This window comes from Arthrobacter gandavensis (genome assembly GCF_039528575.1).
GTDB lineage: Bacteria > Actinomycetota > Actinomycetes > Actinomycetales > Micrococcaceae > Arthrobacter_B > Arthrobacter_B citreus_B.
Genome location: NZ_BAAALV010000001.1, coordinates 242,828 through 258,561, shown reverse-complemented (window position 1 = coordinate 258,561; position 15,734 = coordinate 242,828). Strand labels below are relative to the sequence as shown.

Below are 15,734 nucleotides of genomic sequence, written 5' to 3'. Positions count from 1 at the left end.
CTGACAGTGCGCAGCCGGGGGCATAAGGTGAAATCGTGAGTAATACCGAAAACGGCCCGGCAGCCGGCCTTCAGGATTTCTTCGCCGGGGGAACCGGCGAACGGGTGACCGTGATGCTTGCTGCCTTCGAGGGCTGGAACGACGCCGGTGAAGCGGCCTCCGATGCCCTGAACTTCCTGTCGCTTTACTGGGACAGCGAGAAGATCGCCGGCATTGATGCCGACGAGTACTACGATTTCCAGTTCACGCGGCCTGCCATCGAGCGGACCACGTCCGGCCAGCGGCGGATCAAGTGGCCCACCACGCGGATTTCGCGCGCGGAAGTGCCTGGATCCAACCTCGACCTCATCCTGGTGACCGGAGTCGAACCCTCCTACAAGTGGCGCGCCTACACCGCGGAGCTGATCGGCCTGGCCAAGGAACTCGACGTGGACTGCCTCGTGCTGGCCGGTGCCCTCCTGGCGGACGTACCGCACACCCGGCCCATTCCCGTCACCGCAACCTGCGAAGAAGAGGACCTGCGCGCCCATCTCGACGTGGAACCCTCAGAGTACGAAGGCCCCATCGGCATTGTGGGGGTCCTGGCCGAAGTGGCTGCCCTGGCCGACATTCCCACGCTTTCACTGTGGGCTGCCGTACCGCACTACGTAGGCCAGCCGCCGTCGCCCAAAGCGCAGCTGGCACTGCTGCACCGCATCGAAGAGCTCCTGCAGGTTCCCGTGGACACTTCGGTGCTCACCGAGGAAGCCGAAGCCTGGGAGCGCGGAGTGGATGAACTCGCCACCGAGGATCCGGAGATAGCCGCCTACGTCCGCCAGCTCGAAGAAGCGAAGGACACGGCCGAGCTGCCCGAAGCGACCGGCGAATCGATTGCCAGGGAGTTCGAGCGCTACCTGAAGCGCCGCCGCCGGGACTAACCCCGGCAGCCGCGTGCAGGCCGGCCAGCCGGCCTGCACCGAACTAGCGCAGGGTGATGCCCAGCAGGGCGTCGAAGGCCGCCGCGGCCAGATCGGCTCCGGATCCGGCAGGCGCGGCCCCCTCCGCCTTGAGCAGGCGCGCGGCCCATTCGTCCGCAGCGGCCAGTGCTGCCGGGGCATTCAGGTCATCAGCCAGGCAGAGCCGGAACTGCTTGAGCAGTTCCTCGGCCGATTCGGTGTCCGTCAGGGCCAGCGCCCGGCGGTAACGGCTAAGCCGTTCCTCGGAGCGGGCCAGGTCCTCGGCTGTCCAGAACCAGTCCGAACGGTAGTGGTGCCCGGCCAGGGTGATCCGGATTGCTGCCGGTTCCACGCCCTCGGCGCGCAGTTTCGACACCAGGACCAGGTTGCCCAGGGACTTGCTCATCTTTTCCCCGTCCAGCCCCACCATGCCCGCGTGGGCGTAGTGCGCAGCCAGCGGTTCGCCCGAGCAGGCCCAGGCATGTCCGGCGCTCATTTCGTGATGCGGGAAGACGAGGTCGGATCCGCCGGCCTGCACCGTGAACGGTGCGGGCAGGAACCGGCGGGCGATAACTGAACATTCAATGTGCCAGCCGGGGCGTCCGTCACCAAGGGAGCCGCCGGACCAGTGCGGTTCGCCCGTCCGGGCCACCCGCCACAGCAGGGCGTCCAGCGGATTGCGCTTCCCGGCCCGTTCCGGGTCTCCGCCGCGCTCGGCGAAAACAGGCATCATCTGTTCGGGAGTCAGGTTGGAAACCTGGCCCAGCCACCAGGCATCAGTGCCCTCCCGGCCCATGGCAGCGGCGGCGTCGACGGAGAAGTACACATCGCCGTCGGGCTCCTGGCCGGTACCGGGCACGCGGTAGGCGATTCCCCGCTCCAGGAGGTCTTCGACCACCGGCACGATCCACTCGATCGATTCAACGGCGCCGATATAGCTGCGCGGAGCCAGCACGTTCAGCGCTTCCATGTCTTCCCGGAAGAGCTGCGTCTGCTCCTTGGCCAGCACGGTCCAGTCGACCCCGGTGGCGTCCGCCCGTTCCAGCAGCGGGTCGTCGATGTCGGTCACATTCTGCACGTAGTTCACGGTGTGCCCCGCGTCCCGCCACTGGCGGTTCAGCAGGTCGAAGGCAACGTACGTTGCCGCATGACCCATGTGGGTTGCGTCGTAGGGGGTGATTCCGCAGACGTAGAGCCCCGCTTCGGGGCCCGGGACAACGGGTACGGTACGGCGCAGTGCTGTGTCGAAGAGGACCAGTTCCGGGGATTGTCCGGGCAGTTCGGGAAGGGGGCGGGATTTCCAGGCGATCACGTATTCACTCTACTTACTTGGCAGGCTTCGTTCATTTCCGGCAGCTGGGCAACCGGATCAGGGCTGCAGCACGCCGAAGGCGAGTGCGATGTAAATGGCGACGCCGAGTCCAATGCGGTACCAGACAAAGAGCGTGTAGCCGCGGGTGGAGACGTACCGGAGGAACCAGCCGATAATGATGAATCCGACGACGAAGGCCACAACGGTGGCCAGGGCAGTTTCGGCTCCTCCATAGGGCCCGGTCTCGCCCCAGGATTTGGCGAGCTGGTACAGGCCGCTGCCGAACACTGCCGGGATCGCGAGGAGGAAGGCATACCGGGCCGCGGCTTCACGGGTATATCCCATGAGCAGGCCGGCTGTGATGGTTCCGCCGGACCGGGAGACGCCCGGGATCAGGGCCAGGGACTGGGCGAATCCATAGAGGATGCCGTGCTTGTAGGTGAGCTGGTCCAGTGTCCGCTGCTGTTTGCCGACGGCGTCTGCCACGGCCAGGATGACGCCAAAGACAATGAGCATGGTCGCCACGATCCAGAGGCTGCGGAAGGTGGACTCGATCTGGTCCTGGAAGAGCAGGCCCAGTATGACGATCGGCAAGGTTCCCGCGATGATGAGCCAGCCCATCCGGGCATCGGGGTCGGAACGGGGAACACGTCCTGCCAGGGACCCGAACCAGGCCTTCACGATCCGGACGATGTCTTTCCAGAAGTAGACAGCGACGGCGGTCTCGGTTCCCAGCTGGGTAATGGCCGTAAAGGCGGCGCCGGGATCCTGGGCTCCCGGAAGCAGTTCTCCGGCAATGCGCAGGTGGGCGCTGGAGGAAATGGGCAGGAACTCTGTCAGGCCTTGAAGAAAGCCCAGAAAAATCGCTTCGAACCAGTTCACCCTACGACTCTAGGGCACACGGCGCTGCCCTTATGCCAGGCGTGGCCGCCGGCACAGCCTGCTAGCGGTCGCTGCGCGTCTGCGGGCGGGGCTGGCTGCCTTCCGTGTCATCCGCGCCGGATTCGTACGAATCGCTGTCCACTCCGAAGTCCGGCCTGCGCAGGAGCTCCTCGTCTTCGTCGAGCAGGTCCTCGTCGATTTCCTCTTCGTCGTCGTAGATTTCCAGTGGTGTCACTTCGCCGTAGGCGTCGTAAAGAACCTCCTCGTAGACTTCGAACGCATCGGCGATGGCCAGGTACGCGTCCTCTACGGCGGGATCTTTTTCTCCGCGGCGTGCGGCGGCAGCAGCGAGGTGCTCTTCGAAGGCAGCGACCAGGGACTGGAGTGCAACGCGCGGATCTACGGTCATGGACTAGACGTTAGCCGCAAAGGAGGCAAAATGGGATGGAAATGCGAGAACAAATTCTGAGACCGGACGTCTCGTTCAAGACCGCTCCCGCCAAGGACTATGAGTACCTGGTCCTCTCCGTAGGACCCCGTGAGTCCCTCCCCGATGCCCGCAGGCTCATCACCGACCACGCCGAATATGGCAAGTGGGAGCTGCAGCGGACCCGCATCTACCGCGGAGGCACACACCGTTACTGGCTGCGGCGCAAGATCATGCGGGTAACGCGTACCGCTTAGCTGCGCGGGCCGCGGGGCTACGGTTCGCCGACCGGACCCAGCACGGCTTTGGCCATTGAGTCATGAGCCGAGTCTTCGCTGGAGGGATGGAACATTCCGGCCAGGACATCGCGGTAGAGCCGCTCAATCTCATTGCCCCTGAAGTAGCCTGCTCCCCCGGTCACCTGCATGGCTGTCTCCACGATCCCGCGGGCGGTGTCGGTGGTGCGCAGCTTGAGGCCGGAAAGCCGCGGGAACCAGAAGGCACCGTGGTCGGAACCCGATTCCAGGTCCCGGGCGACGGCGTCGAGCTGCAGGCGCACCCCGTCCAGGCGGATCGCTGCGTCGGCCACCCGCCAGCGGGTGTGCGGGTCCTGGGACGCCGGCTCCCCCTGGACACTCCGCTTCCGGGCGGCCGCGGCCGCCAGCTCCAGTGCGCGCTCCGCGAGTCCCGTGTAGACCGCGGAGAGCAGTGTCTCGAAAAGGCTGAAAATGCCAAACACGAAGGCATCCGAGTGGGGTCCGACTGGAGTGTGCCGCACTATCCGCGCGGCCGGAACCACGGCTTCCTCAAGCAGGGTGGTTTGGGACTGCGAGGCGCGCATGCCCATGGTGTTCCAGTCGTCCAGCGTGGTGATGCCGGCTGTACTGCGGTCCGCAAAGCCGAAAACGAGCTCCGGCTGCTCCGGATTGGAACTGTCCTTGCCGAAGACGCCCAGCCGGGTCCATGCCGGGGAGAGGCTGGTGAAGATCTTGCGCCCGGTAAACGCATAGCTTCCGCCGTCCTGCGGCACCGCATCGGTCTTTGAATCAAAGAGGACAGCTGAGTTGCCGGGTTCTGAAATGCCGAACGCGAACAGCTCACCTTGAGCTGCTTCTTCGAGCACGAAGGAGAGCGAGTCATCCCCGCCGCGGGCGAGCAGATGGGCGACGCCGCACCAGACCAGGTGCATGTTTACTGCCAGGGCGGTGGCCGGGGCCGCTGAGGCCAGCCTGCGCTGGCAGTTCACGACCGCCGGGATGTCCAGCCCGGACCCGCCCTGCTCCACGGGGGTGAACAGCGCCAGGTAGCCTGCGCTGCGCAGGTCTTCCAGGTCCTGGGCAAAGAACGCGTTGTCCTGGTCGTAGCCGGCTGCGCGGCCGCGCAGCGTTTCCAGGAGTTCAGGAGTCAGGACTTCTTCGGGGGACCTCAAAACAGCTTCCTTTCAATAACCGTTGGCGGGGGGCGGGGACCTTGCCCGGCCTTAGTAGCCGCGCAGCAGGCGGCCCAGGACGCGTGTCCCGAACTTCAGGGACTCCACCGGAACGCGCTCGTCCACTCCGTGGAACATGCCCGTGAAGTCAAGGTCTTCGGGCAGCCGCAGTGGTGCGAAGCCGTAGCCTGTGATCCCCAGGCGGGACAGCGACTTGTTGTCAGTGCCGCCGGAGAGGGTGTACGGGAGCACCGGTGCGCCGGGGTCCTCAGCCTGGAGGGCAGCCACCATCGAGTCGACGAGATTTCCGGTGAACGGAACCTCAAGCGACACGTCCTTGTGTTCGTAGCTGACATCGATGCCTTCTCCAGCCAGCGACTTCACTATTTCCAGCAGCTGTTCTTCCTGGCCGGGCAGGGTACGGGCGTCGATGAAGGCTTCGGCCGTGCCGGGGATGACGTTGTGCTTGTACCCGGCCTCCAGGAGGGTTGGATTCGCGGTGTTCTGCAGGGTAGCGCCGACAAAGCGTGCCACCGTTCCCAGTTCGGCCAGAAGCTTCTCCGGGTTCTCCGGGTCGAACTCGACGCCGGTGAGCTCCGTAACCCCGTCCAGGAACGCACGGGTCGTGTCCGTGAGTTCGATGGGCCATTCGTAGGATCCGATGCGCGAGACGGCGCCGGCCAAGCGGGTAACCGCGTTGTCCGTGTTGATCTGCGAGCCATGGCCGGCCCTGCCGTGGGCCTTGAGGCGCAGCCAGGAGATGCCCTTTTCCGCTGTCTGCAGGAGGTAGGTCCGGCGTCCGCCGATGGTGGCGGAGAACCCGCCCACCTCGGAGATGGCTTCGCGGGCACCCTCGAACAGTTCAGGCCGGTTCTCCACGGCCCACCCGGCTCCGTAAGTGCCGCCTGCTTCTTCATCGGCGAAGAACGCAAAGATGATGTCCCGGCGGGGACGGGTGCCGGTGCGGGCCATCTCCCTCATGACCGCCAGGATCATGGCGTCCATGTCCTTCATGTCCACGGCGCCGCGGCCCCAGATCAGCCCGTCCAGTTCCTCGCCGCTGAACGGGTCCACACTCCAGTCCTGCTTCTGGGCGGGTACTACGTCCAGGTGCCCGTGGACCACCAGGGCAGGCAGGGAAGAGTCCGTGCCCGCCATTCGCGTGACCACCGAGGCACGGCCGGGGGCGGATTCGAAAACATCAGCCTCGAGGCCTGCCTCTTCGATGAGGGCGGCAACATACTCCGCCGCCTCCCGCTCCCCCGGTCCGGACCCGTCGCCGTAGTTGGAGGTGTCGATGCGGATCAGGTCCCGGCAGATGCGGGCGACTTCGTCTTCGGCACGGATGCTCATGGGGCTCTCTCCTTGCTGGGCAGCTTTACGGCCCAGCCTAGCCACCCGTGGCTGTTTCGGCGGAGGTTTGTTCCGGTCCATGTCCCGTAACAGTGGGCACCGGAATCCCCGATTCGTTGTTCTCGCAGAAACCGTGTTAGAGTTTTTCCCGTTGCAAACGAAGAAACGGAATAAAAAACGCTCTTCGGAAGACACCTAAGCGCGGGTGGCGGAATGGCAGACGCGCTAGCTTGAGGTGCTAGTCCTCTTATTGAGGGTGGGGGTTCAAGTCCCCCTCCGCGCACAACTGATGATCCTCTCATCAACGAACACCCCGGTCCCTGGACCGGGGTGTTTTGTTTTGCCCGGAACACCCCGGTGTGTACCTCATCACACTCTGCGGGCCAGGCAGACGCTGTGGCACGGGAACCGGCTTGGTACCCTCGCTCTATGGACGGCAGCGGCTTCCTAAACGTGATCCTGGTCCTGTTCTTTGTGCTCCTGGGCGGGTTGTTTGCCGGGGCGGAAATGGCTTTGGTGTCGCTACGCGAGGGACAGATCCTCCGTCTGGAAGGATCCGGACGGAGGGGCGCGAAAATTGCCGCCCTGGCTCGCAACCCCAACCTGTTCCTCTCCGCCATCCAGATCGGCGTTACCCTCTCCGGGTTCTTCTCTGCGGCATACGGCGCGTCTGCCCTGGCGCCGGCTGTCTCCCCCGTGCTGGAAAGCTGGGGACTGAACGCCGCGGCTGCCCGGACCACGGCCTTCATTGCCATGACCCTGGTGGTGGCTTATCTGTCACTCGTGTTCTCCGAGCTGGTGCCCAAACGCCTTGCCATGCAGAACGCAGAGGGGTTTGTCCGTGCGCTGGCGCCTCCCCTGTCGGTGTTTGCCACGGTGATGCGTCCGGTCATCAAGCTGCTTTCCGTCTCGACCAACGGCGTGGTGCGTGCCCTGGGCGGTGACCCGAACCTCAAGAATGTGCCCATCTCCCAGCAGGAGCTCCTGGAGATGGTAAAGGCCAGCCCGGTACTGGCAGATGAGAGCCGCAGCATCCTGGCTGACGTCTTTGGCGCCGGACAGCGGCTGCTGCAGGAAGTGATGCGGCCCCGGCCCCAGGTCCAGTTCCTGCACGCAGGCTTGACTGTGGCCGAGGCGCGGGAAGCCGTCCACAGGCTGCCATACTCGCGCTACCCCGTGATCGCGGACTCCCCGGACGATGTCCTGGGGTTCGTCCACGTCAGGGACCTGCTTGGCCAGGATCCCGGGACCGCTGAGCAGACCCGGCTCAGCGGGATCCTGCGGCCCATCCTCTTCCTCCCCGGTACGGCCACGGTGCTGCCCACGCTGTCCCGGATGCGCAGGGAGAACAGCCACATTGCCGTCGTCGCTGACGAATACGGCGGTACCGACGGCATCGTCACCCTTGAGGACCTGGTGGAGGAACTGGTCGGGGAAATCTACGACGAATATGACACCGGGAAAGACCCGGAGGACCAGCTCCTGGCCATGGAGGGTGAACTGGTTGTCGACGGCGGACTGATCCTGCAGGAATTCAACCGGCTCACCGGGATCCAGCTGCCGGAAGGACAGTACGAGACCGTGGCAGGCTACATCCTCGACCGCCTGGGCCGGATGGCGGCGCCGTCGGATACCGTGGCGGCTCCCGGCGGCAGGCTCCGGGTACTGGACGTTGAACACCACCGCATTCGTTCGGTTCGGGTAATTCCCGACGCCGTACCGGGCTAGGTTTCCAACGGTTCCGCGCCGGGATCCACGGCGATTCCGGCCGCAGGGAGGGGAAATGCGCCCGGCGCATTGCAGGGCGGCAGCGGACACGCGCAGAATACCGGGCATGAGTGCACCCGGCGGAGGCGAGGAAACGGCTACCAGCGGCGTGCCGCAGTCCGGCAGCGGGCCGCAGCTCAAACGCGTGATGGGCACCAAGCTCCTGCTGCTGTTCATAGTCGGTGACATCCTTGGCACCGGCGTCTATGCACTGACGGGGCGGATTGCCGGAGAGATTGGCGGAGCCGCCTGGGCGCCCATCCTCATCGCCTTCGCGGTAGCCACCATCACCGCTCTGTCCTACCTAGAACTCGTCACCAAATACCCGCAGGCAGCCGGTGCAGCGCTCTATACGCACAAAGCCTTCGGCGTACACTTCGTGACCTTCCTGGTTACCTTCGCGGTTCTGTGCTCCGGCATCACCTCGGCCTCCACTGCGGCCAAGTTCCTGGCGGAGAACTTCCTGGTCGGTTTCGGACTCGGCTGGGGCCAATTCGGCGTCACGGCCATCGCCGTCGGGTTTATGGTCCTCCTGGCGCTGATCAACCTGCGCGGGGTAGGCGAAAGCATCAAGTTCAACGTCTTCCTGACAATCGTTGAGCTGACCGGCCTGCTGATTGTCATTGGAATCGGCTTTTGGGCCATGGGACAGGGCAACGTCGACTTTTCCCGCACAGTGGTCTTTGAAACCGAAAGCGGCAAGTCCATCTTCCTGGCCCTGACGGCGGCCACTTCCCTAGCCTTCTTCTCCATGGTCGGATTCGAAGACAGCGTCAACATGGCGGAGGAAACGCGGGATCCGGCACGCATTTTCCCCAAAGTGATGCTCACGGGCCTGGGCATCACGGTGTTCATCTACCTGCTGGTCTCCGTGGCAGCCGTGGCGGTTGTCCCCGTGGGCCAGCTGTCTGAGAGCCAGACCCCGCTGCTCGAGGTGGTGCAGGCGGGTGCCCCTGACTTCCCCATCGACGTCTTCTATCCGTTCCTGTCGATCTTCGCGGTCGCGAACACCGCGCTGATCAACATGCTGATGGCGAGCCGCCTTCTCTACGGCATGTCCAAGCAGGAGGTCCTGCCGCGTCCCCTTGCGCTTGTCCTGCCCGGGCGCCGGACGCCGTGGGCCTCGATCGTGTTCACCACGCTTATTGCAATCGGCGTGATCATCCTGGTTACCAACGCCATGGGCGCTGATACCGTTTCAGCCCTGGGCGGCACCACGGCACTGTTGCTGCTGTGTGTCTTCACCGTGGTAAACATCGCCTGCCTGGTGCTGCGAAAGTCCCCGCCGGACCCGGTGGAAGGTGAAAGCGTCCCGGACGGCGGCGCCGAGAGGAAAACCTTCCGCTCCCCCGGCATCATGCCCTGGATCGGCGCGCTGAGCTGTGCTTTCCTGGTTGGTCCGTGGGCCCAGGACCCCATCGAATATTCAATCGCCGGTATCCTGCTGGCTATTGGCGTGGTGCTCTGGTTCTTCACCTGGCTCTGGAACCGCGGAGTCAAGGCCAAGCGCACCCGCTTCACAGATCCGGAGGAACTCCATGGCTAGCGTGATTGTCGGCTACGTCCCTGCGCCGGAGGGCGCCGCTGCCCTGAGCCATGCCCGCCGCGAGGCAGCCCTGTTCAAGGACAGGCTGGTGATCGTCAACGTCCGCACAACCGGCCGCGGACTGGGCCATGGACACAGCCATGGTGAAGACGCCTCCGACGAGCTGGACAGTATTGCCGCAGAGCTCGAAGCCGCGGGCTCGGACTTTATGCTCATCCACCCGGAGGGCGACTATGATCCGGCGGATGAGATCCTCGCCGCGGCCGCGGTGAACGACGGCAGGCTGATCGTGGTGGGCCTGCGCCACCGCACCCCGGTGGGAAAGCTCATCCTGGGCAGCACGGCCCAGCGCGTGCTGCTCGAAGCGCCCTGCCCGGTTCTCTGCGTCAAGGCCGGACAGTAGCACCCAGACCGGCAGCGACCGCCTCGATCCCGGCCCAGGTTTCCGCAAAGGACGTGGAAAGCGGGGAGAGGCCCAGCCGAATGCCGTTCGGATTGCGGTAATCGGGAATCACGCCCTGCTCCCACAGCCGGGCGGTGACGTCCCTGGACCCAGGATGGTCGATGGTGATGTGGCTGCCGCGCTGCAGCGGGTCGCGGGGCGACGCGAGTACGGCGCCCAGCGGGGCAAGGACTTCATCGAATGCCTCGACGGCGAAAGACGTCAGCTGCATCGACTTCTCCCGAACTGCGTCCATGCCGGCCTCGGAGATAAGGGTAATCATGTCCTGCATGGCCAGCATCCCCAGGATGGGCGGCGTTCCGGAAACCACCCGCTGGATGCCGGCAGCCGGAACGTAGTCCCGGCCCATGCCGAAGGGATCCCCCGCCCCCAGCCAGCCCCGGATTGGCTGCTCGAAATTTGCCTGGTGCCGTGCGGCAACGTAGGCCCACGCCGGAGCGCCCGGGCCGCCGTTCAGGTACTTGTAGCTGCAGCCGGCGGCGTAATCCACCTTCCAGGCGTCAAGTTCGGCGGGCACGGAACCTGCGGAGTGGCAGAGATCCCACAGGACCCGCCCGCCGGCGCTGTGGACCAGTTCCGTGATTGCCGGGACGTCCGCCACGAAACCGGAACGGTAGGCAACGTGGCTCAGCACCACGAGCGCGGTCTGCGGGCCGACGGCGGCGGCTACCGCTTCGGGGCGGACACCGCCGTCGTACTCGGCATCAACCCAGCGCAAGGTGAGGCCGCACTCCGCGGCGATGCCCTCCATGACGTAGCGGTCGGTGGGAAAATTGTCCCGGTCCAGGACAATCTCGTTCCGCTTCCCGCCGTCGGAGACTGCTGTCACTGCGGCACGGGCAAGCTTGTAGAGCAGGACCGTGGTGGAATCGGCGACGACGCACTGGCCAGGTGCTGCGCCCAGCACATGCTCGCCCAGCTGGTCGCCGATGTGCCGCGGCAGTGCGAGCCAGCCCTCGTCCCAACCCCGGATCAGCCGGCCGCCCCACTGGCTGCGTACAAAGTCGCCCAGGGTCTCCAGCGTGGCGGCCAGCGGCCGGCCCAGCGAATTGCCGTCCAGATAGGCAGGCACGGCGGCATCGTCATGGCCCAGGAATTTCGTGCGCATGCCGCCGAGCGGATCGGCGGAGTCCAGTTCCCGGGCACGTTCGGACAGGCGTGACGTTGTTCTCATGGCGGGAACTTTAGCAGCCGCTCCTAGTCCTGGGGGGCTTGGTTCCCGTCGCCGAGCGGACGTGCCCAGCCATGGAAATGCCGGCGCCGGCTGCGCTGGTTCCACCCGGTGAAGGAGGTTGCGCCGCGCTCCCCCGGGCTGCCCGACTCGGAAATCCGGACACTGACGGTGGCGGGGAGGAACACCGGTGACTCGAACTCGATGTTCCACTCGAACGGCTCCTGCATGGCCGGTCCTGTTTCACCCACCACCCGGGATGCCATGTACATGCCGTGCGCGATCGACCGCTTGAGGCCCAGCGCCTTGGCCGAAAGCGCACTGAGGTGGATCGGGTTGAAGTCGCCCGAGACCCGGGCGTAGTTCCGTCCCGCATCCGGGCCCAGGCGCCACTGCGCGGTGGGCAGCGGCGGCACGAACTCGGGCCTGGATCCGGCCGAGGCGGGCCGGTCGAACCGGGGCAGGAAGACACCCTTGGCCAGGTAGACCGAACGACCGGTCCACACCAGCTCGCCGGACGAGCGGACCTCGGCGACAAGCTCTACCTGGGTACCCGCGCGGTGACCCGCCAGGTTCTCCGCCCAGGCCGTCACTGTGAGCGGCTCGGCGTAGTGGATTGGGCGCAGGTGGGTGACCTCGTTGCGGAGGTGCACCAGGCCCAGGAGCGGAAGCGGAAAGTCCTCCCGTGCCATGACGCTCATGGCAACGGGGAACGCAAAGGTGTGCACGTAACCCGAGGGCAGCGTGTCCTGGGCGCTGTGCAGGACGAGCCGCTGGAAATTGGTGAGGTTTTCCAAATCAACCCGGGCGTGCTGCACGGTGTGCCGGGCCGCAGGAAGGTCCTTCGGAGCCGACGACGAGGACAGGCGGCTGCGGGCGGCATTGGAAGCAGCGGTGAGGTACAGGCGGCCGAGCGCCGGGATGGCTTCGAGTTCCTGGACGCTCATGCCCCCACCATATTCTGTCCACAGACCCGCAGCACCTGTCCGTTGACACCGGCGGCGGCGTCGGAGGCCAGGAAAGCGATCGCCTCAGCGACATCCACCGGCTTTCCTCCCTGCTGCAGGCTGGAGAGCCGCCGGGCCACCTGACGGGTCAGCGCCGGCATCCGGGCCGTCATGTCGGTTTCGATGAACCCCGGGGCGACGGCGTTGATGGACCCGCCGCGCGGCGCGAGCAGCGGGGCGGTTGCGCGGACCATACCGATAATGCCGGCCTTGGACGCGGCATAGTTGGTCTGCCCGCGGTTCCCGGCGATGCCGCTGGTGGAAGCCAGGGAGACGATCCGCCCGTCGGGGCTGAAGGTCCCGGACTCCAGGAAACGGGTGTTCATCCGCAGCTGCGAGGCAACATTCACCGCAATGACGGAGTCCCAGCGTGCCGCATCCATGTTGGCCAGCAGCTTGTCCCGGGTGATCCCGGCGTTGTGGATGACGATGTCCAGCTTGCCGTAGCGTTCGGCGGCGTGGGCCAGGATCTTGTCCGCGGCGTCTTCCCGGGTGATGTCTACCTGCAGCGCGGTGCCGTGGATTTCATTCGCGACGGCGGCAAGCTGCTCGCCGGCGGCCGGGACGTCCACCACAATGACGTTGGCGCCCTCGCGGTGCAGCACACGGGCAATCGAGGCTCCGATGCCGCGTGCGGCGCCGGTGACGACGGCTGTCTTGCCCGCCAGTGATGCATTCCAGTCCTCCGGCAGTTCACCGGCAGCCGAGCCCACGGTGATGAACTGGCCGCTGACGTAGGCGCTGCGTCCGGAGAGCAGGAAATGCAGCGCCGCGGCAACGGACGGTGCCGCGGCATCCGTTCCGTTGGCCAGCACGATCCCGTTGGCGGTCGCGCCGCCGCGCAGTTCGTGGGCAAGGGAACGAAGCGTGCCGTCCACGCCCTGCCGGGCAGCTGCCGCCGCGGGATCCTGTGCCTCGGACGCTGGCCGGGACACGGTAATGACCCGTCCGCCCGGAGCAAGGTCACGCAGGCTGGCACCGGCGTCGAGGCTGACTGCGCCCAGGTCTTCGGGACTTGCGGCTTCGTCGAGCACCATCAGGATGGCGCCCAGCTTCTCCTTGGGCGTCGCATGCCGCCGGACGTCCTGCTGCCAGGAAAGCAGCAGCGAAGCCAGCGTGTCCGCGCTTTCGCCCTTGCCCAGGACCAGGACCGGGCCCGGGATGAGCGGCTTGGCCGGATCAAAGCGGCGCAGCACCGAAGGGCGGGGCAGGCCAAGCTTCTTGGCAATTTCCTTCGTGATGCCCGAGTTGACGAGCGTGAGGTAGGTATCCGTCATGGCTAGCGTGCCTCCAGGATCGCTACGAGGCCCTGGCCGCCTGCAGCGCAGATCGAAATCAGTCCGCGTCCGGAGCCCTTCTCTGCGAGCATCTTGGCGAGGGAGGCAACAATGCGTCCGCCGGTTGCGGCGAAGGGGTGCCCCGCGGCCAGGGAGGAGCCGTTGACATTGAGCTTGCTCCGGTCAATGCTGCCCAGCGGCGCATCAAGTCCCAGGCGGGTGCGGCAGAACTCATCGTCCTCCCAGGCCGCGAGGGTGCTCAGGACCGTGCCGGCGAACGCTTCATGGATCTCGAAGAAATCGAAGTCGGCGAAGGTCAGTCCGTTGCGGGCCAGCAGGCGCGGCACGGCGAAAGCGGGTGCCATCAGCAGGCCGTCCCGCCCGTGGACGAAGTCAACGGCACCGGCTTCGGCGTCGACGATGTTCGCCAGCATGGGCAGGTCGTTTGCCCGGGCGTAGTCCTCGGAACCGAGCAGGACCACGGATGCTCCGTCGGTGAGCGGCGTGGAGTTGCCGGCCGTCATGGTGGCTTCGTCGCCCAGGGACCGGCCGAAGACAGGCTTGAGCTTTGCCAGCTTCTCCAGGGAAGTGTCCGCGCGGAGGTTCGAGTCCCGGGACAGGCCGCGGTAGGGAGTGATCAGGTCATCGAAGAATCCCCGGTCGTAGGCCGCAGCCAGGTTGCGGTGGCTGTTGTAGGCCAGCTCATCCTGGCTCTCCCGAGTGATTTTCCACTGCGCGGTGGTCAGCGCCTGGTGCTCTCCCATCGAGAGGCCGGTGCGTGGTTCGCCCGTAGTGGGCGCGTTCGGCGCCAGGTCCCGGGGGCGGATCTTCGCGATGGCTGCGAGCTTCTGCTTGGTGGTCTTGGCCCGGGAGAGGTCCAGCAGTGCCCGGCGAAGTCCTTCGCTGACTGCGATCGGTGCGTCGGAGGCGGAGTCGACGCCGCCGGCAATCGCCGAGTCGAGCTGTCCGAGCTTGATCTTGTTGGCCAGCGAGACCACGGTTTCGAGTCCGGTGGCGCAGGCCTGCTGGACGTCATAGGCGGGGGTTTCCGGCGACAGTGCCGAACCGAGAACAGCTTCCCGGGTGAGGTTGAAATCGCGGGAGTGCTTCAGGACGGCGCCGGCAGCAACGGTGCCGATCCTCTCGTCCTGGAGGCCAAACCGGGCTACCAGCCCGTCCAGGGCGGCGGTCAGCATGTCCTGGTTGGAGCTGTGGGCGTAGGCACCGCCGGAGCGCGCGAAGGGAATGCGGTTGCCGCCAATTACGACGGCGTTGCGGACGGCAGGTCCGGTGCCGGGGGCGGGTGCCGGCGCGGACGTGGATGATGCAGCCATTCGTCAGTCTCCTTGGGGGGTCGTGGTGTGACGAGAGTTACTGTAACCCACCGTACCTGATACGCTGGGTATCGTGAACACCGCAGTGAAACAAGACACACCTTCCCAGGACGGCCGCTCCGTCCGCTGGGAAGCGCACCGCACCGAGCGCCGCACGGCCCTGATCCGGGCTGCCCGCCGGGCCGTGCACACCCTGGGCGCCCAGGCCTCCATGGAGGAGATCGCTGCCTCCTCCGGAACCTCCAAGTCCGTGTATTACCGGTACTTCGGAGACAAATCCGGGCTGCAGCAGGCCATGGGAGAAGTGGTCATCAACCAGATGCAGGACAAGATCCTCGCGGCCGGACGCAGTGCCGATTCACCGCGTTCGGGCCTGCGCGCCATGGTCTCCGCGTACCTGCAGATGGCGCAGACCTCCCCCAACGTGTACGCGTTCGTTACCGGCTCCGCAGCCGGAGAAGCGCCGGGAACCAGCGAACCCGGCGTCGCCGTCGCGCTTTCACACTTCTTCGCCAACATCAGCAAGATGATGGACCACGCCGTGCAGGCGTACATGGAAGGGCATGATTCCGGCTCGATGACCCAGGCCGCAGCCGGTTTCTGGCCCATAGCCGCTCTCGGCATGGTTCGGGCAGCCGGAGAGCGGTGGCTTGCCACGCCCGAGCCCGACCGTCCCACGGAAGCCGAAATGACGGACCAGCTGACTGCATGGCTGTTCGACGGAATCGGCTGGGACACCCCCGCCCGCAACACCACCGATGCTTCTGAACCCACCACTGCGCATGGCAGCCGCGGGGATTCCTCCGCAGCGCCGAACGCCGACCAGTAAGG

15 protein-coding genes and 1 tRNA gene are annotated in these 15,734 nt (G+C 65.9%); 7 read left to right on the top strand and 9 right to left on the bottom strand.

Annotated elements, in window-relative coordinates; translation table 11 throughout:
• The first annotated feature begins 35 nt into the window (after positions 1-35).
• Entirely contained in the window at positions 36-917 is an 882-nt protein-coding gene (locus ABFX29_RS01210; RefSeq protein ID WP_246167468.1) for a PAC2 family protein, read from the top strand.
• Between the two features lie 43 nt (positions 918-960).
• On the opposite strand, the gene mshC is transcribed toward ABFX29_RS01210, so the two are convergent.
• From mshC to ABFX29_RS01195, 3 genes are all read right to left on the bottom strand, one after another.
• On the bottom strand, positions 961-2,247 hold the full coding sequence (gene mshC, locus ABFX29_RS01205; RefSeq protein WP_152227942.1) for a cysteine--1-D-myo-inosityl 2-amino-2-deoxy-alpha-D-glucopyranoside ligase: 1,287 nt from the start codon (positions 2,245-2,247) through the stop codon (positions 961-963).
• Positions 2,248-2,304: 57 nt separating this feature from the next.
• Positions 2,305-3,129, bottom strand: a complete 825-nt coding sequence (locus tag ABFX29_RS01200) for an undecaprenyl-diphosphate phosphatase (protein ID WP_152227944.1) — start codon at positions 3,127-3,129, stop codon at positions 2,305-2,307.
• A gap of 61 nt (positions 3,130-3,190) precedes the next feature.
• Complete coding sequence (locus tag ABFX29_RS01195; protein WP_152227946.1) at positions 3,191-3,538, bottom strand: hypothetical protein; 348 nt, start codon at positions 3,536-3,538, stop codon at positions 3,191-3,193.
• 41 nt (positions 3,539-3,579) lie between these two features.
• On the opposite strand from ABFX29_RS01195, the gene ABFX29_RS01190 reads away from it, so the two are divergent.
• Positions 3,580-3,813, top strand: coding sequence for a DUF5703 family protein (locus ABFX29_RS01190; RefSeq protein ID WP_152227948.1), 234 nt, complete (start codon positions 3,580-3,582; stop codon positions 3,811-3,813).
• Between the two features lie 17 nt (positions 3,814-3,830).
• On the opposite strand, the gene ABFX29_RS01185 is transcribed toward ABFX29_RS01190, so the two are convergent.
• Positions 3,831-4,985 carry an acyl-CoA dehydrogenase family protein gene (locus tag ABFX29_RS01185; protein WP_152227950.1) on the bottom strand — a complete coding sequence of 385 codons (1,155 nt, stop codon included), beginning with the start codon at positions 4,983-4,985 and terminating at the stop codon, positions 3,831-3,833.
• A gap of 51 nt (positions 4,986-5,036) precedes the next feature.
• On the bottom strand, positions 5,037-6,338 hold the full coding sequence (locus ABFX29_RS01180; RefSeq protein ID WP_152227952.1) for a M20/M25/M40 family metallo-hydrolase: 1,302 nt from the start codon (positions 6,336-6,338) through the stop codon (positions 5,037-5,039).
• A 199-nt stretch (positions 6,339-6,537) separates the two neighbouring features.
• Here ABFX29_RS01180 and ABFX29_RS01175 point away from each other — a divergent pair.
• From ABFX29_RS01175 to ABFX29_RS01160, 4 genes are all read left to right on the top strand, one after another.
• Positions 6,538-6,621, top strand: a tRNA-Leu gene (locus ABFX29_RS01175).
• A gap of 146 nt (positions 6,622-6,767) precedes the next feature.
• Positions 6,768-8,066 (top strand): hemolysin family protein, encoded by a 1,299-nt coding sequence (locus tag ABFX29_RS01170; protein WP_152227954.1) that lies wholly within the window; start codon positions 6,768-6,770, stop codon positions 8,064-8,066.
• A gap of 106 nt (positions 8,067-8,172) precedes the next feature.
• The gene (locus ABFX29_RS01165; protein WP_387012695.1) at positions 8,173-9,651 is read left to right on the top strand and encodes an APC family permease; all 1,479 of its coding nucleotides are present in this window, start codon (positions 8,173-8,175) and stop codon (positions 9,649-9,651) included.
• Complete coding sequence (locus ABFX29_RS01160; protein WP_152227956.1) at positions 9,644-10,054, top strand: universal stress protein; 411 nt, start codon at positions 9,644-9,646, stop codon at positions 10,052-10,054. The genes ABFX29_RS01165 and ABFX29_RS01160 overlap by 8 nt, the downstream gene beginning before the upstream one ends.
• Here ABFX29_RS01160 and ABFX29_RS01155 read toward each other — a convergent pair.
• From ABFX29_RS01155 to ABFX29_RS01140, 4 genes are read right to left on the bottom strand one after another with little or no spacing between them, the layout of a single operon-like run.
• Positions 10,038-11,288: a kynureninase gene (locus ABFX29_RS01155; protein ID WP_152227958.1), complete on the bottom strand. Its 1,251-nt coding sequence runs from the start codon at positions 11,286-11,288 to the stop codon at positions 10,038-10,040. The two genes, ABFX29_RS01160 and ABFX29_RS01155, sit on opposite strands and share 17 nt — an antisense overlap.
• A 23-nt stretch (positions 11,289-11,311) precedes the next feature.
• A complete protein-coding gene (locus tag ABFX29_RS01150; RefSeq protein ID WP_152227960.1) occupies positions 11,312-12,232 on the bottom strand; it encodes a MaoC/PaaZ C-terminal domain-containing protein in 921 nt (306 codons plus the stop codon).
• Positions 12,229-13,569: a 3-oxoacyl-ACP reductase gene (locus tag ABFX29_RS01145; RefSeq protein WP_152227963.1), complete on the bottom strand. Its 1,341-nt coding sequence runs from the start codon at positions 13,567-13,569 to the stop codon at positions 12,229-12,231. The genes ABFX29_RS01150 and ABFX29_RS01145 overlap by 4 nt, the downstream gene beginning before the upstream one ends.
• Before the next feature lie 2 nt (positions 13,570-13,571).
• Positions 13,572-14,903: an acetyl-CoA C-acetyltransferase gene (locus ABFX29_RS01140; RefSeq protein ID WP_152227965.1), complete on the bottom strand. Its 1,332-nt coding sequence runs from the start codon at positions 14,901-14,903 to the stop codon at positions 13,572-13,574.
• An 85-nt stretch (positions 14,904-14,988) separates the two neighbouring features.
• On the opposite strand from ABFX29_RS01140, the gene ABFX29_RS01135 reads away from it, so the two are divergent.
• Complete coding sequence (locus tag ABFX29_RS01135; RefSeq protein ID WP_338081034.1) at positions 14,989-15,732, top strand: TetR/AcrR family transcriptional regulator; 744 nt, start codon at positions 14,989-14,991, stop codon at positions 15,730-15,732.
• Positions 15,733-15,734: the final 2 nt, after the last annotated feature.

Coding starts and splice junctions, on each gene's coding strand:
- ABFX29_RS01195 (WP_152227946.1), bottom strand. CDS start 3,538: ATGACCGTAGATCCGCGCGTTGCACTCCAGTCCCTGGTCGCTGCCTTC.
- ABFX29_RS01190 (WP_152227948.1), top strand. CDS start 3,580: ATGCGAGAACAAATTCTGAGACCGGACGTCTCGTTCAAGACCGCTCCC.
- ABFX29_RS01180 (WP_152227952.1), bottom strand. CDS start 6,338: ATGAGCATCCGTGCCGAAGACGAAGTCGCCCGCATCTGCCGGGACCTG.
- ABFX29_RS01170 (WP_152227954.1), top strand. CDS start 6,768: ATGGACGGCAGCGGCTTCCTAAACGTGATCCTGGTCCTGTTCTTTGTG.
- ABFX29_RS01165 (WP_387012695.1), top strand. CDS start 8,173: ATGAGTGCACCCGGCGGAGGCGAGGAAACGGCTACCAGCGGCGTGCCG.
- ABFX29_RS01160 (WP_152227956.1), top strand. CDS start 9,644: ATGGCTAGCGTGATTGTCGGCTACGTCCCTGCGCCGGAGGGCGCCGCT.
- ABFX29_RS01155 (WP_152227958.1), bottom strand. CDS start 11,288: ATGAGAACAACGTCACGCCTGTCCGAACGTGCCCGGGAACTGGACTCC.
- ABFX29_RS01150 (WP_152227960.1), bottom strand. CDS start 12,232: ATGAGCGTCCAGGAACTCGAAGCCATCCCGGCGCTCGGCCGCCTGTAC.
- ABFX29_RS01145 (WP_152227963.1), bottom strand. CDS start 13,569: ATGACGGATACCTACCTCACGCTCGTCAACTCGGGCATCACGAAGGAA.
- ABFX29_RS01140 (WP_152227965.1), bottom strand. CDS start 14,903: ATGGCTGCATCATCCACGTCCGCGCCGGCACCCGCCCCCGGCACCGGA.